At 71.7% G+C, this 12,825-nt stretch carries 15 protein-coding genes; 7 read left to right on the top strand and 8 right to left on the bottom strand.

Annotated features, from left to right (window positions below):
- The first annotated feature begins 35 nt into the window (after positions 1-35).
- Positions 36-530, top strand: a complete 495-nt coding sequence (locus ACIREO_RS27820; RefSeq protein WP_404115001.1) for a hypothetical protein — start codon at positions 36-38, stop codon at positions 528-530.
- A 36-nt stretch (positions 531-566) separates the two neighbouring features.
- Here the strand turns inward: ACIREO_RS27820 and ACIREO_RS27815 are convergent, their stop codons facing one another.
- Both ACIREO_RS27815 and ACIREO_RS27810 read right to left on the bottom strand, forming a co-directional pair.
- Positions 567-1,079, bottom strand: coding sequence for a DinB family protein (locus ACIREO_RS27815; RefSeq protein WP_404114999.1), 513 nt, complete (start codon positions 1,077-1,079; stop codon positions 567-569).
- Between the two features lie 41 nt (positions 1,080-1,120).
- Positions 1,121-1,762 (bottom strand): TetR/AcrR family transcriptional regulator, encoded by a 642-nt coding sequence (locus tag ACIREO_RS27810; protein ID WP_404114997.1) that lies wholly within the window; start codon positions 1,760-1,762, stop codon positions 1,121-1,123.
- A gap of 82 nt (positions 1,763-1,844) precedes the next feature.
- Here ACIREO_RS27810 and ACIREO_RS27805 point away from each other — a divergent pair, with 82 nt between their 5' ends.
- Together ACIREO_RS27805 and ACIREO_RS27800 are read left to right on the top strand one after the other, a co-directional pair.
- Entirely contained in the window at positions 1,845-3,056 is a 1,212-nt protein-coding gene (locus ACIREO_RS27805) for an FAD-dependent monooxygenase (RefSeq protein ID WP_404114994.1), read from the top strand.
- A gap of 33 nt (positions 3,057-3,089) precedes the next feature.
- Complete coding sequence (locus tag ACIREO_RS27800) at positions 3,090-3,995, top strand: Gfo/Idh/MocA family protein (protein ID WP_404114992.1); 906 nt, start codon at positions 3,090-3,092, stop codon at positions 3,993-3,995.
- On the opposite strand, the gene lnt is transcribed toward ACIREO_RS27800, so the two are convergent.
- The 3 genes from lnt to ACIREO_RS27785 all read right to left on the bottom strand — a co-directional run bounded on the left by lnt (position 3,919) and on the right by ACIREO_RS27785 (position 7,087).
- Positions 3,919-5,547 (bottom strand): apolipoprotein N-acyltransferase, encoded by a 1,629-nt coding sequence (lnt, locus tag ACIREO_RS27795; protein WP_404114990.1) that lies wholly within the window; start codon positions 5,545-5,547, stop codon positions 3,919-3,921. The genes ACIREO_RS27800 and lnt overlap by 77 nt on opposite strands.
- Before the next feature lie 111 nt (positions 5,548-5,658).
- The gene (locus tag ACIREO_RS27790; RefSeq protein ID WP_404114988.1) at positions 5,659-6,129 is read right to left on the bottom strand and encodes a nuclear transport factor 2 family protein; all 471 of its coding nucleotides are present in this window, start codon (positions 6,127-6,129) and stop codon (positions 5,659-5,661) included.
- 175 nt (positions 6,130-6,304) lie between these two features.
- The gene (locus tag ACIREO_RS27785; RefSeq protein WP_404114985.1) at positions 6,305-7,087 is read right to left on the bottom strand and encodes an SGNH/GDSL hydrolase family protein; all 783 of its coding nucleotides are present in this window, start codon (positions 7,085-7,087) and stop codon (positions 6,305-6,307) included.
- Positions 7,088-7,401: 314 nt separating this feature from the next.
- Between ACIREO_RS27785 and ACIREO_RS27780 the strand changes: the two genes are divergently transcribed.
- Entirely contained in the window at positions 7,402-7,980 is a 579-nt protein-coding gene (locus tag ACIREO_RS27780) for a hypothetical protein (RefSeq protein ID WP_404114983.1), read from the top strand.
- A 68-nt stretch (positions 7,981-8,048) separates the two neighbouring features.
- Here ACIREO_RS27780 and ACIREO_RS27775 read toward each other — a convergent pair whose 3' ends face one another.
- From ACIREO_RS27775 to ACIREO_RS27765, 3 genes are all read right to left on the bottom strand, one after another.
- Positions 8,049-8,921, bottom strand: a complete 873-nt coding sequence (locus ACIREO_RS27775; protein WP_404114980.1) for an undecaprenyl-diphosphate phosphatase — start codon at positions 8,919-8,921, stop codon at positions 8,049-8,051.
- A 172-nt stretch (positions 8,922-9,093) separates the two neighbouring features.
- Positions 9,094-9,840 (bottom strand): TVP38/TMEM64 family protein, encoded by a 747-nt coding sequence (locus ACIREO_RS27770; protein WP_404114978.1) that lies wholly within the window; start codon positions 9,838-9,840, stop codon positions 9,094-9,096.
- Positions 9,841-9,908: 68 nt separating this feature from the next.
- On the bottom strand, positions 9,909-10,391 hold the full coding sequence (locus ACIREO_RS27765; protein ID WP_404114976.1) for a hypothetical protein: 483 nt from the start codon (positions 10,389-10,391) through the stop codon (positions 9,909-9,911).
- Between the two features lie 91 nt (positions 10,392-10,482).
- On the opposite strand from ACIREO_RS27765, the gene ACIREO_RS27760 reads away from it, so the two are divergent.
- The 3 genes from ACIREO_RS27760 (at position 10,483) to ACIREO_RS27750 (ending at position 12,822) form a co-directional block, all read left to right on the top strand.
- Complete coding sequence (locus ACIREO_RS27760; RefSeq protein ID WP_404114974.1) at positions 10,483-10,638, top strand: hypothetical protein; 156 nt, start codon at positions 10,483-10,485, stop codon at positions 10,636-10,638.
- Between the two features lie 93 nt (positions 10,639-10,731).
- Positions 10,732-11,901 carry an elongation factor Tu gene (gene tuf, locus ACIREO_RS27755; RefSeq protein ID WP_404114972.1) on the top strand — a complete coding sequence of 390 codons (1,170 nt, stop codon included), beginning with the start codon at positions 10,732-10,734 and terminating at the stop codon, positions 11,899-11,901.
- A gap of 69 nt (positions 11,902-11,970) precedes the next feature.
- Complete coding sequence (locus tag ACIREO_RS27750) at positions 11,971-12,822, top strand: patatin-like phospholipase family protein (RefSeq protein WP_404114969.1); 852 nt, start codon at positions 11,971-11,973, stop codon at positions 12,820-12,822.
- Positions 12,823-12,825: the final 3 nt, after the last annotated feature.

Below are 12,825 nucleotides of genomic sequence, written 5' to 3'. Positions count from 1 at the left end.
GAACAGGCCGGGCGGTGATCAGGGAGACCTCTGTAGTGGAGCAGCGGGAAGTGCCGGGGAACGCCGTCATGACCAGGATCGGACAGGCGATCATGCTGCTCCACGCCGGGGACAGGGCGGAGGCCCGCAACCGCTTCCGGATCATCTGGTCGGAGATCGGCGAGCGCGGCGCCGCCCTGCACCGCTGCACCCTCGCCCATTACATGGCCGACGCCCAGGACGATCCCGGGGACGAGCTGGCCTGGGACCTCCGGGCGCTGACGGCCGCGGAAGGGCTGACCGGTGCGGCGGACACGGACCCGGCCGGTGAGCACCGGGACGCGACCGCCGTGCGGGCTCTCGTCCCCTCGCTGCATCTGAATCTGGCTGCGGACTATCTGAAGCTGCAGCGCTTCGAGCCCGCCAGGGCCCATCTGGACCGGGCCTGGGACGCCGTGGGGGTGCTGGAGGACGACGGGTACGGCGGAGGGATCCGTGCCGCCATCGGGCGCTTGGAGCAGCGCATGCGGGGGAGCGCGGCGGGGGAGTGACGCCGGCAGGTTCGCAGCGCACTCCGCCCGGGCCGGTCACGCGCCGGTCGCACCGTCGATCCGTTCGCGCACGAGGTCGGCGTGGCCGTTGTGCCGGGCGTACTCCTCGATCATGTGCGTGTAGATCCAGCGGAGGCTGAAGGGCGTGCCCCGCTTGCCCGTGCCGACGGAGAGACCGTCGAGCTCCACCTTCGCGGCGTTCGTCCGGGCCGCTTCGATCTCCGCCAGCCAGGTGGTCCTCGCCTCGTCCCAGGTGTCCGCCTCGGTGACATGGAACTCCCCGTCCGGGTCCTCGTCCGTCCCGTAGATCGGCGGCAGGTCCTCGCCGGCCAGCACCTCGCGGAACCAGCCGCGTTCGTTCTCGGCCAGGTGCCGTACGAGGCCGAGCAGGGTGAACTCCGACGGGGGTACGGACGCCTCCCGCAGCTGGGCGCCGGTCAGCCCCTCGCACTTCATGGCCAGGGTCGCGCGGTGGTAGTCGAGCCAGCCCTCCAGCATCTGTCGTTCGGCTGCGTCGAGGTCCGGCTCGGAACGTTCCTGTGTCGTCATGGTGGGCATCCTCGCGCAGTGATGATCCGTGACGCCAACGCTTAACCGGCCTCCGCGCCGAGCATCCCCCGCAGCAGCTCGGCGCAGCCCGTGCGCAGCTCCTCCTCGGTCGGCACCGCCCGATGGTAGGAACCCACGGCGCACGCGAACATCATTCCCTCGGCCCAGGCCACGACGGACAGTGCGTGGCGCTCGGGTTCGGCCGATCCCGCCGCGGTCATGAGTGCCACAAGCGGTTCGCGGAACCGCCGGCCCGCGTCGTCGTAGAACGCCCGGAGGTCCGGGCGCCGGGTGGCCTCCAGGGCGAGTTCGTAGCGGCAGACGAGGAGTTCGGTGGAGCCGGTCAGATAGCGGTGCAGCGCGTGGGCCAGCCCTGCGGCGGCCTGGGCCGGATCGCCGCTCGTGAGCAGTTCCCCGGGCGCGAGCACCCGTGCCTCCAGTTCGGCGAGCCGGCGAACGGCGGCTTCCAGCAGGGCCTGCCGGGTGCGGGCGTGGTTGGACGTCGAACCCTGGGGGAGTCCCGCCTGCTCGTCCACGGCCCTGTGGGTGAGGCCGCGCATTCCGCGCTCGGCGAGAAGAGCCAGAGCGGCGTCGGCGATCAGTTCGGCGCGTGAGGGTGCGGGCCGGGCGGGCGGGGTGCCGTCGGCTTCGGTGGTCCGCGCGGGCGTGGAACGTGTGGGCATGGAACCAATCTACCGCCGCCACTACATCTGTAGTACCGTGGAGTCCATCCACTACAGGTGTAGTTCCAAGGAGGTGTCAGTCATGACGACGTCCCGGGCCGTGGTCATCGGCAGCGGAATCGGCGGACTCACCGCGGCGGCGGCGCTGCACCGGAGCGGGTGGCAGGTCACCGTGATCGAGCGTGCCGCCTCACTCGAACCCGTCGGCGCGGGCATCAGCCTCGCCCCCAACTCGCAGCGCGCCCTCGACGTCATCGGCCTCGGCGACGAGGTCAGATCCCTCGCCGCCTGGCAGGGGGACGGCGGCATGCGCACACCGTCCGGGCGCTGGCTCGCCCGCACGGACAGCGCCGCCGCGGCCGAACGGTTCGGCGGGCCGCTCGTCCTGCTGCACCGCTCTGCGCTCGTCGACCTGCTCCGGACACGGCTCCCCGAGGACGCCGTGGGCACCGGCACTCCCGCGCGACTCGTGGATCCGGGACGTGTGGGTGGACGCCCGGCCCTCGTCAGGACGGCCTCCGGTGACATCGAGGCCGATCTGGTGATCGGTGCCGACGGCATCGGCTCGTCCGTGCGCACCGAGCTGTTCCCACGTCACCCCGGCCCCTCGTACAGCGGATTCACCACCTGGCGGGTCCTCGCCCCCGGGACCGGCCACACCTTCAGCTCGCACGAGACCTGGGGCCGCGGCGCGCTCTGGGGCAGTCACCCGCTGAAGGACGGCGGGATCTACGCCTACGCCGCGGCCGCCGTCCCGGCCGGAGCCCGGGCCGCCGACGACGAGAAGGCGGAGCTGCTGCGACGGTACGGCGACTGGCACGACCCGATCCCCGCGATCATCGACGCCGTCGAACCGGACCAGGTCCTGCGCCACGACGTGTACCACCTGGCCGACCCGCTGCCGTCCTTCCACCGGGGCCGCACCGTGCTCGTCGGCGACTCCGCGCACGCCATGGTGCCCTTCCTCGGCCAGGGCGGTAACCAGGCCATCGAGGACGCCGTCGTGCTCGCCCATCACGTCACTCCGGACGGTGACCTGGGCGCGGGCCTGGCAGCCTACAGCGCGGCCAGGCACCCCCGTACGACAGCCATGGTCCGCAAGGCGGCGAAGGTCTCCCGGATGACAGGACTGTCCGGTGCGCCGGCCGTCGCCCTCAGGAACGGGCTGATGGCCGCGGTCTCCCGTCTCGGCCCGGGGCTGGTCCTGCGTACGTTCGACGGGATCTGCGACTGGCAGCCGCCGCAGCGCACGTATGCTGCCGGGACCAGGGAAGGACAGACGGCGCGACCGTGACAGGGCCCTGGCCAAGGCGACAGGGAGAACCTCGTGAAGGTCGGCTGTATCGGGCTCGGCGACATCGCGCAGAAGGCGTATCTGCCGGTACTGACGACTCTGCCCGGCGTCGAACTGCATCTGCAGACCCGCACCCCGGCCACGCTGGCGGCCGTCGCCGGTGCCCACCGGATCCCCGCGCGGCAGTGTCATGAGGATCTCGGCACGCTGCTGGACCAAGGCCTGGACGCAGCCTTCGTGCACGCGCCGACCGCCGCGCACGCTGAGATCGCCGGGCGGCTGCTCGAAGCGGGCGTCCCCACCTACGTCGACAAGCCCCTCTCGTACGAACTCGCCGAGTCCGAGCGGCTGGTGTCCCTGGCCGAGGAGCGCGGTGTCTCTCTCGCAGTCGGTTTCAACCGCAGGCTCGCCCCGTCGTACGCGCAGTGCGCCGAGCACCCGCGCGAGTTGATCCTCCTGCAGAAGAACCGGGTGGGTCTGCCCGAGGACCCGCGCACCATGGTGCTGGACGACTTCATCCATGTCGTCGACACCCTGCGCTTCCTGGCCCCCGGACCCGTGTCGAACGTCGTTGTGCGGGCACGGATCGCGGACGGGCTGATGCACCATGTGGTGCTCCAGCTGTCCGGCGACGGATTCACCGCCATCGGCATGATGAACCGGCTCAACGGATCGACCGAGGAGATCCTCGAGGTCTCGGGGCAGGACAGCAAACGCCAGGTCCTGAACCTCTCGGACGTCGTCGACCACAAGGGCCAGCCGACCCTGCGGCGGCGCGGCGACTGGGTGCCGGTCGCCCGCCAGCGCGGAATCGAACAGAGTGTGCTGTCCTTCCTGGACGCGGTGCGGTCCGGCGAGGTGCTCAGTGCCCGGGACGCTCTGGAGACCCACAGGCTGTGCGAGCGGGTGGTCCAGGACGCGTCGGAGCAGGCGTCCTGAGGGACCGCAGCCCCGACGCACCGAGGAAGACGGCCAGCACCGCCAGGGCGCCGTACACGGGCCAGGCGCCCAGCCGGACGTAGAGGGTGGTGCCCCGGGCGAGCGGTACGTCGTACACGGTGGCCTCGCTCGCATCCGTACCGAGCGGTGCGCCGGCGCGTTCGCCCCGCGGTCCGTACACCGCGCTCACACCCGTGAGAGTGGCGTGCACCATCGGGCGGCCCGTCTCGGCCGCCCGCAGCGCCGCCAGCGAGGCGTGCTGCTCGGGGGCCCAGCTGTGCTGGAACGTCGAGGTGGACGACTGGGCGACGAGCAGCTGTGCCCCGTCCTTCGTCAGCTGCCGGCTCATGTCGGGGAACGCCGACTCGAAGCAGACCAGAGGGCCCAGCCGCAGCCCGTCGGGAAGGTCCATCACCACGGGCGCGCTGCCGCGCAGCCGGTCCTCACCCGCGGCCTTGCCCACCGAGGTCGCCCAGCCGAGCAGCGCGCGGGCCGGGACGTACTCGCCGAACGGCACCAGGCGCATCTTGTCGTATCGGTCCCCGGTCGGGCCGTCCGGGCCCACCAGCACCGCGGACTTGAAGATCCCGGTGCGGTCAGGGCCGTCCGTGCGCCGGGCATCCATGTTGACCAGCACATCGGCCCCGACAAGACGCGAAAGTGCGGCGACGCGGTCCGCCGCCTCCGGGCTCCGGGAAAGATCGACGGCCACACTGCTCTCGCCCCACACCACCAGGTCGACGTCACGGCCCGCCAGGTCACGGGTCAGTTCCTCGCCGCGCGTGAAGCGGCGTTCGATACTGCCGGGGCCGTCGACGACACCTGGCTGCACGACGGCGATCCGGGCCGTGCCGGTCTCCTCGGGACGCGGCGCCCACAGCGCTGTCGCGCCCACGCCCAGCGCACCCGCAACCAGGCACGCGGCCCCGGCTTTGCGGGCCGCCGGCACGGCGAGCAGCACCACGACCGCCGTGTTCACGGCCACGACGCCCAGACTGACCAGCCACACACCCCCCACCGAGGCGAGGCGCAGCGCCGGCGGGACGTCCCACTGGCTGGCGCCCAGCAGACCCCAGGGGCCGCCGAGCCCCTCCCAGGAGCGGACCAGCTCGATCATCAGCCAACCGGAGGGCACCACGGCCACAGCAGTCGCGGAACGCCGGACCGACGGTGAGCCACCGAGAAGCCGGGACACGAGCAGCCCCCAGGGGGCCCACAGCAGTCCCAGCAGGGCCGCGAGCGCCAGGATGAACACATGGAGGCTCGGCATCAGCCAGTGGTGGACGGCGAGCATGAAACCCGTACCGCCGAGCCAGCCGTCGACCGCCGCACGGCGCCCTGTGTCCGCCGACCGGATCAGCAGCAGCCAGGGCACCAGGGCGATGTACGCGAACCACGAGAGCGACGGCGCGGGAAACGCCAGAGCGGGCAGGGCCCCCGCACAGAGCGCCGCGGCGCCCCGCCCGGTACGGGAGCGGAGCAGCCGCTCGTAACGACGTGCACCGTCCTCACCGGCCGGACTTTCGGGAAGCCGCCCGCGCCGCATCGGCATGCATGCCCTCCTCGCCGGTCGTGCGCCTGATCCCAGTGTGGTGCAGAAGATCAGCTGCGCACAGGGGGCGTGCCGCGGCCACCGGGGGCTTGCGCCCCCGCCGGCCGTGGGTCAGCCGGCCGCCGCCTCGGGCGCGTACCGCCACGTCCGGTGCGCCGTGACGGTACGGATCCGCCAGCCCGGTTCCGTACGCAGCAGCTCGAAGTCGTATCTGCCGCCGGTGACCAGGGCCGGAGCGGACTCCCCGTCCCAGGCCACCGGGCCCGTCGGACTGAGGTAGTCGGCCCGCACCTGCGCCCGGTCCCCCGGGTAGCCGCCCAGGTCCTGGAGATCCAGGCGTCTGTTGACGATCAGGTGCTGGCGGGCGGGTAGGAGCCGCAGGCTGTCCGCCAGCCACCGCCGGGCCTCGGCGGCCGGCCCTTCGGATCCGCCCGCGCCGCGGTAGTCGGCGCGTCCGTCCGGAGTGAACAGGGCGCCGTAGTCCTCCCAGGCGCCGTCCCCCCACGCCACGGCGTAATCGGTGATCACTGCATCGATGGAGAGCCGGTCCATCACCGTCGCGAGAGCCACGCGCTGTGTCATCGGCCAAGTCTCGGTCGTCGCGCGCCGCACGCCAAGGGGCCGTGCGTGGCTCCTTGACGCGGACGGGGGCCTCACCGGCGTCCGCGGGCGACTGTGCGGCGGACGTAACCACGCTTGATCGTCCGGCGTGACACCCGGGAAACAGATGTTTCGTACCGTCGCGATATGACTGAGCTCAGTTCCCCGGCACGGCGGCGCTGAAGGCCGGCAGATACGCGGACTCATGGCCCTCGGCCGTCGGGTGGACGTTCGAGCTGCTGATCCATGCGTCGCTCGTGCAGATCTCGTGCCCGGCGAAGGCGGACCGGCCGTCGGCGAACGCGAAGCCGGCCGCTTCCGCACGGCCCGCGATCGTCTCGTCGAGCAGATCCGAACCCTGGTTGACGGCCGTGCGCTTGGCGGAACTCAGCCCGCCGAGGCAGAGGCCGCCCTCCTTGTAGAGATGCGGGTATCCGATGATCACGACCTCGGCGTGGGGCGCCCGGGCCCGGACGGTCGCGTAGAGGCTGTCCAGTTCGCCCGGCAGCTCGTTCACGACGTACTCGCCGGCCGTCGCCAGGGCCCGCTCGCAGGCCGACTGCGTGGAGTACTGGCAGCTGAGCATGGTCGACGCGAACCCGGAGTCGTTGCCGCCGATGCTCAGGCTCACCAGAGTGGTGTCCTCGTCCAGTTCGCTCACCTGGTCGCTGAGCACATCGGGGATCTTGGCGCCGCCGCAGGCGGCGAAGACGAACGACGCCGGCTCGTTGGCATCGGCCCAGAGGGCCGGGTAGGCGTTGCGGCTCCGTGTGCACGCGATGTCGGAGTAGCTGCCGGCGCCGGTACCGGAGGCGTACGAGTCCCCGAGGGCCACGTAGTTCACACCCGCGGCCTCCGGGGCGGCTGCCGCCGTGGACATGGTCACCGAGGCGAGAGCGAGGGCCAGGAGCGCGGCGCCGGCTGTACGGGGCAGGGACATGGGGTCCTCCGTGATGTGGGAGCGGGGGCGGCAGGTGCACGGCTGCCGCGTGGCTCCGGCGGCCGTGACCATGCCTCAACCTCCCGCCTCCGCGTCCCCACGTCATCGGTGAAATGACCGACGGCCCGGACCCGCGCCGCGCGGACGCGGTCTGTGGCCGGGTTCACCGGTTCGGGTACTCACCCACCTTGCTCGCCTGCACTCGTGCAAGCTCGTGGTCGAGCGCCGGGCTTTCGTAGGTGGCGGGGACGCACCGCCACCGAGCCGGCTCTCCCTGTGTCATCGGTGTCCGGCCGGTGGGGAAGAGGTCTGTCATGTGGGAGTCCGAGGAGTTCGGCAGCGAGCACGAGGGCCGGCCCGGTGTCCTGCTCGCCGACGGCACCGAGCCGGGTCCGGTGTACTTCGACGCCGGGAGCGGTCCGTCGGTGCACCGGAGCACCGACTGGTGGGTCTACGACGGAACCCTCGGGGCACCGTCCGCGGCCGAGCTCCGCGGCGTGTGCTCGTGCGGCTGGCGTGCCACCACCACCTACCCGATCGACTGGGACGCCGTGGAGCGCCGACGCCCCTACCTGGCCGATACCGGCGGACCGGAAGCCGACTGGGAGACGCACATCGCGGACGTGACGTCACGGACCGTTCCGGTACCCGTCGAGCTCACCGCCCTCCTCGACCAGGTGGAGGCACGCCTCACCACGCTGGCCGCGGACGAGCCTCTGGCCGCCCTCCGCGCCGCCGCTGCCCTGGAACGCCTCACCCAGCTCGTGACGACCGACGTCGCGTTTCGCATCGACACCGCCGACGGGCCCCGATGGGACACCGTCGCCAAGGCGCTGGGAGTCAGCGAGAAGACCGCTCGCTCCCGCCTGACCCGCCGTGCGCTCCGCCGCTGAGCCCACGGGCCGGGCACCCCGGCCCAGGCATCCACAGTCAGCGACGGGAGACTGGGCGGGCATCGTGCTCAGCCGGCGGACTCACCCGCGTGAGGGCTCAGCTCACCGGCTGCGATCAGGACGAACAGCACGACGCCCAGAACGATGCGGTAGATGACGAACGGCATGAAGCTCTTCGTCGTGATGAACTTCATGAACCACGCGATGACCGCGTAGCCGACCACGAACGCGATGATCGTCGCGAAGATCGTCGGTGCCCAGGAGACGTGCCCCTCGCCCGCGTCCTTCAGCTCGAAGACGCCCGACGCCAGTACCGCGGGAATCGCCAGCAGGAAGGAGTAGCGGGCAGCGGCCTCACGGGTGTAACCCATGAGCAGACCACCGCTGATCGTCGCACCCGAGCGGGAGACGCCCGGGACCAGGGCCATCGCCTGGCAGAAGCCGAAGATCAGGCCGTCCCTGACACCCAGCTCCTTGAGGGACTTGCGTTCCTTGATCGCCCGGTGCTTGCCACCGGTCTCGTCGCGGGCCGCGAGCCGGTCCGCGATGCCGAGGACGACGCCCAGCACGATCAGCGTCGTCGCGATCAGGCGCAGGTCGCGGAACGGGCCCTCGATCTGGTCCTTGAACGTCACGCCGAGCACACCGATGGGGATGGATCCGATGATGACCAGCCACCCCATCTGGGCGTCGTGGTTGCTTCGCATCGCAGAGTCGGTAAGTGACCGGAACCAGGCCGAGACGATCCGGACGATGTCCTTGCGGAAGTAGATGAGGACCGCGGCCTCCGTGCCGATCTGCGTGATCGCGGTGAACGCGGCTCCCGGGTCGTGCCAGCCCGCGAAGGCCGCGGTCAGCCGCAGATGCGCGCTGGAAGAGATCGGCAGGAACTCGGTCAGTCCCTGAACGAGGCCCAGGACGAATGATTCGAACCAGCTCATGGGGCTTAGGCCATCCCGGAGGTACTCATGCAACGGCCGACGGACGCGAGGGCCGTCGGCGGCGTGCGAATGCGGTCAGAAAAAGGGGACGGGACGTCATGGCCCCGGACATCCTCTGTCGGTTGCGCGCAGCGTATCGCCTACAGGTGAACAGACTCCCGCCTGCCCCTGGCTACGCCGCGTCGCCCGCCCCGGGCGCCGGCGCACCGGCCGTGCCGCCCAGCTTGTGCCGCCTGCGCCAGGCCACGAGCGCCGCACCCGCCCCGGACAGCACGATGAAGCCCATCGCGGCCAGGAACACCGGTGACGTGGGGGAGGAGGCCGAGCTGCCCGCGATGACGTACGCGGCCGTGTTCGGGATCGAGCCGAGCCCGGTGGCCAGCAGGAACGGCGGATAGCCCATACGGGAGGTCGCCGCGCAGTAGTTGGCCGCGGCGAAGGGCACCCCGGGGAAGAGCCGCAGCGCCAGCATGGACCTGAACCCGTGCCGGCTCAGCAGCCCGTCCGCCGCCTTCAGGTACTTGCCCCGCAGCAGCGTCCGGAGCGCGTCCTGACCCAGCACCCGGCCGAGCAGGAAGGAGACGCCTGCCCCGAGGACGGTTCCGGCCAGCGCCGCCGCGAGTCCGGCCTGGGCACCGAACAGCGCCCCGGCGGCCAGGTTGAGCAACGGACGCGGCACGAAGGCCACGGTGCACACGCCGTACGCGAGCCCGAACAGCATCGCCGCGCCGGAACCCGTGAGTTGATGTGGCCAGCCGGACGCCAGGAGCCGCTGTGGTTCGAACAGCAGCATGGTGGTCGCGGCGGCCAGCAGGACCGCCACGAGCAGGGAGAGCCGGGACCAGGGGGACAGGAGCGCCCTCGTGCAGCGCACTGCGAGGCCGCCGGAGGGCCGTGTTGCGGGGACGGGGTCGAACATCTGGGGAGCGTAACTGAAACAGGTGTGTGATCGCCGTAACGTGCGGGCGGCGGACGACGAGTCACTCGTCACGCACCCCGGTCCCTCCGGGCGGTGGCCCCGGAGCGCTCCGGAACACGGAACACCCGTTCTCCGCGGTGCGGCAGGCCGCAGTCGGTCGCCGCGCGGACCCCGGAAGTCCACCGAGGTGACGAGGACATCCGCGCCCATGCGGTGTCTGGCGGTACGACGGCTGAACGGGCGCGGCCGCCGGCCGAGTTGATCCGGAGGCCGTCCTTGCCCGCCTGCTTCGTCCGGCCGGCGTCGTAACCGTCCTGGACGCCGGTGACGTTCAGCGCGGTCTGTATCGCCAGGTCGGCGACGATGTTCTCGATCGCGGCCACCGCTGGCTCCGTGAGGGCGACGATCTCCGAGACGGCCGCCTCCGCCATCTCCTTCAGGATCCGCTTGAACGCGATCCGGGTTGCGGCGGTCTCGGCGCCGGCCAGCAGCGTCGACAGGCCGGCCGTCCCCACACCCTCGTCCGCGAACTCCCGCAACGAGTCCGCCATGTCGCGGTAGGGCGTCCTCGTCCACGTTCGGCGGGTTCGGGCAGCGTGAAAATCATTCGACGTCGTGCCACCGCTCCGCCATGATCAGGGCATGTTCCGGTACGCCTTCCTCGCAGCGCAGTCCGCAGTCGCGGACGCGCCGAAGGCTGCCGTGAGCCTCGCGGCAGCAGGCACCGCAGCAGTCGCGGCAGCAACCGACGCAGCGTTCGCCGCTGCCGCAGCGCCCTTCGGCGGCGCCCGAAGCTGACCCTCCCCCGACAGTCCGGCGGACCCCGCAAGGGGAGGGTCGGCAGGGCCCTGGGGTCTTCTTCTCTCAGCTTCGAAAACCAAGGAACGAGCCATGCCCAAGACGGCATACGTGCGCACCAAGCCGCACCTCAACATCGGCACCATGGGCCACGTCGACCACGGCAAGACCACTCTGACCGCCGCCATCACCAAGGTGCTCAGCGACCGCGGCACCGGCACCTTCGTGCCGTTCGACCGGATCGACCGGGCCCCCGAGGAGGCGCAGCGCGGCATCACCATCAACATCGCGCACGTCGAGTACGAGACGGACACCCGGCACTACGCGCACGTCGACATGCCCGGACACGCCGACTACATCAAGAACATGGTCACCGGAGCGGCGCAGCTCGACGGGGCGATCCTCGTCGTCTCCGCGCTCGACGGCATCATGCCGCAGACCGCGGAGCACGTCCTGCTGGCCCGTCAGGTCGGCGTCGACCACATCGTCGTCGCGCTCAACAAGGCCGACATCGGCGACCCCGAGCTCACCGACCTGGTCGAGCTCGAGGTCCGCGAGCTGCTCTCCGCGCACGGTTACGGCGGGGACACCGTCCCCGTCGTACGGGTGTCCGGGCTCGGCGCGCTCCAGGGGGACCCACGCTGGACGGCGTCCGTCGAGGGGCTGCTGGACGCCGTCGACACGTACGTACCGATGCCGGTGCGCTACACCGACGCGCCGTTCCTCCTGTCCGTGGAGAACGTGCTCACCATCACCGGCCGCGGCACCGTCGTCACCGGAGCCGTGGAGCGCGGCACGGTGCGCGTCGGGGACCGGGTGTCGGTTCTCGGCGCGGACGTCGAGACCGTCGTCACCGGCCTGGAGACCTTCGGGAAGCCGATGGAGTCCGCGGAGGCCGGCGACAACGTCGCGCTGCTGCTGCGCGGGGTCGAGCGCGACCGGGTACGCCGCGGTCATGTGGTGGCGGCGCCAGGGAGCGTCAGCCCGAGCCGGCGGTTCACCGCGCAGGTGTACGTCCTGTCGGCTCGGGAAGGAGGCCGGACCACGCCGGTCACCACGGGATACCGGCCGCAGTTCTACATCCGTACGGCGGACGTCGTCGGGGATGTCGACCTCGGCGAGGCGGCGGTGGCGCGGCCCGGCGACACGGTCACCATGACCGTCGAGCTCGGCCGTGACGTCCCGCTGGAGTCCGGCCTCGGCTTCGCGATCCGCGAGGGCGGTCGCACGGTCGGCGCCGGTACGGTCACCGGTCTGCTCTGACGGCTCGGCGCGGCCCGTCTCCCCACCCCCGGGGAGGCGGGCCGCGTGCCGTGCCCCAGACTGGGTGCCATGGCAGACACAGCTCTCGTACTGGGTGCCGGAGGCGTCACCGGCACCGCCTGGGAAACCGGCATCCTGCACGGCCTCGCCAAGGCGGGCGTCGACCTCTCCACCGCCGATCTGATCGTCGGCAGTTCGGCGGGGGCCATCGTCGGTGCGCAGCTCGCCTCCGGCCTCGTCGCCGTCGGCGACCTCTACGAGCGGCAGCTCGCCGACCCGGAGAACGAGAAGGGGGCGGTGGGCCGGCTGGGTCCCGTCACCGTCCTGCGGTACGCGAGAGCAGTGCTTTCGTCCCGTACGCCCGAGGAGTACGGGCGCAAGCTCGGCGCCCTGGCCCGGGACAGCCGGCCCGGGGCGACCGCGGCCGAACGGCGCGAGATGATCGCGAGCCGGCTCGCGTCGCCCGAATGGCCCGGACGGCAGCTGCTGATCACCGCCGTGGACGCGTCCTCCGGCGCGCTGCACACCTTCGACAGGACGGGCGAGGTCCCGCTCGTCGACGCCGTCACCGCGAGCTGCGCGGTCCCCGTGGTCTGGCCCGTGGTCAGCGCGGGAGGCGGGTACTGGATCGACGGGGGCGTGCACTCCCCGGCCAACGCCCAGCTCGCCTCCGGCTACGGACGCGTCGTCGTGATCGCGCCCACCGCCAGTGGCAACAAGGTGATCGTCTCGCCCCGCGCGCAGGCCGCCGAACTGGAGGCCGCCGGCGCCCGCGTCGAGGTGATCACCCCGGACGCGGGCACGCGGAAGGCCATCGGCCGCAACTCCCTGGACCCCGCACGGAGGGCCGCGGCAGCCAGAGCCGGCCTCGCCCAGTCCGCCGCCCACACCGAAGCCGTCGCCGAGGTGTGGAACGGCTGACCC

The organism is Streptomyces sp. NPDC102441, from assembly GCF_044765585.1.
Classification (GTDB): domain Bacteria; phylum Actinomycetota; class Actinomycetes; order Streptomycetales; family Streptomycetaceae; genus Streptomyces.
Note: the sequence above shows the minus strand (reverse complement) of the source record. Positions and strands in the feature narration are given on the sequence as shown.

Excerpts from the sequence above, each read along its gene's own strand:
- ACIREO_RS27775 (WP_404114980.1), bottom strand. The coding sequence starts at position 8,921 with ATGAGCTGGTTCGAATCATTCGTCCTGGGCCTCGTTCAGGGACTGACC.
- ACIREO_RS27815 (WP_404114999.1), bottom strand. The coding sequence starts at position 1,079 with ATGACGACACAGGAACGTTCCGAGCCGGACCTCGACGCAGCCGAACGA.
- ACIREO_RS27805 (WP_404114994.1), top strand. The coding sequence starts at position 1,845 with ATGACGACGTCCCGGGCCGTGGTCATCGGCAGCGGAATCGGCGGACTC.
- lnt (WP_404114990.1), bottom strand. The coding sequence starts at position 5,547 with ATGCCGATGCGGCGCGGGCGGCTTCCCGAAAGTCCGGCCGGTGAGGAC.
- ACIREO_RS27765 (WP_404114976.1), bottom strand. The coding sequence starts at position 10,391 with ATGGCGGACTCGTTGCGGGAGTTCGCGGACGAGGGTGTGGGGACGGCC.
- ACIREO_RS27760 (WP_404114974.1), top strand. The coding sequence starts at position 10,483 with ATGTTCCGGTACGCCTTCCTCGCAGCGCAGTCCGCAGTCGCGGACGCG.
- ACIREO_RS27770 (WP_404114978.1), bottom strand. The coding sequence starts at position 9,840 with ATGTTCGACCCCGTCCCCGCAACACGGCCCTCCGGCGGCCTCGCAGTG.
- ACIREO_RS27785 (WP_404114985.1), bottom strand. The coding sequence starts at position 7,087 with ATGTCCCTGCCCCGTACAGCCGGCGCCGCGCTCCTGGCCCTCGCTCTC.
- ACIREO_RS27750 (WP_404114969.1), top strand. The coding sequence starts at position 11,971 with ATGGCAGACACAGCTCTCGTACTGGGTGCCGGAGGCGTCACCGGCACC.
- tuf (WP_404114972.1), top strand. The coding sequence starts at position 10,732 with ATGCCCAAGACGGCATACGTGCGCACCAAGCCGCACCTCAACATCGGC.
- ACIREO_RS27780 (WP_404114983.1), top strand. The coding sequence starts at position 7,402 with ATGTGGGAGTCCGAGGAGTTCGGCAGCGAGCACGAGGGCCGGCCCGGT.
- ACIREO_RS27790 (WP_404114988.1), bottom strand. The coding sequence starts at position 6,129 with ATGACACAGCGCGTGGCTCTCGCGACGGTGATGGACCGGCTCTCCATC.
- ACIREO_RS27810 (WP_404114997.1), bottom strand. The coding sequence starts at position 1,762 with ATGCCCACACGTTCCACGCCCGCGCGGACCACCGAAGCCGACGGCACC.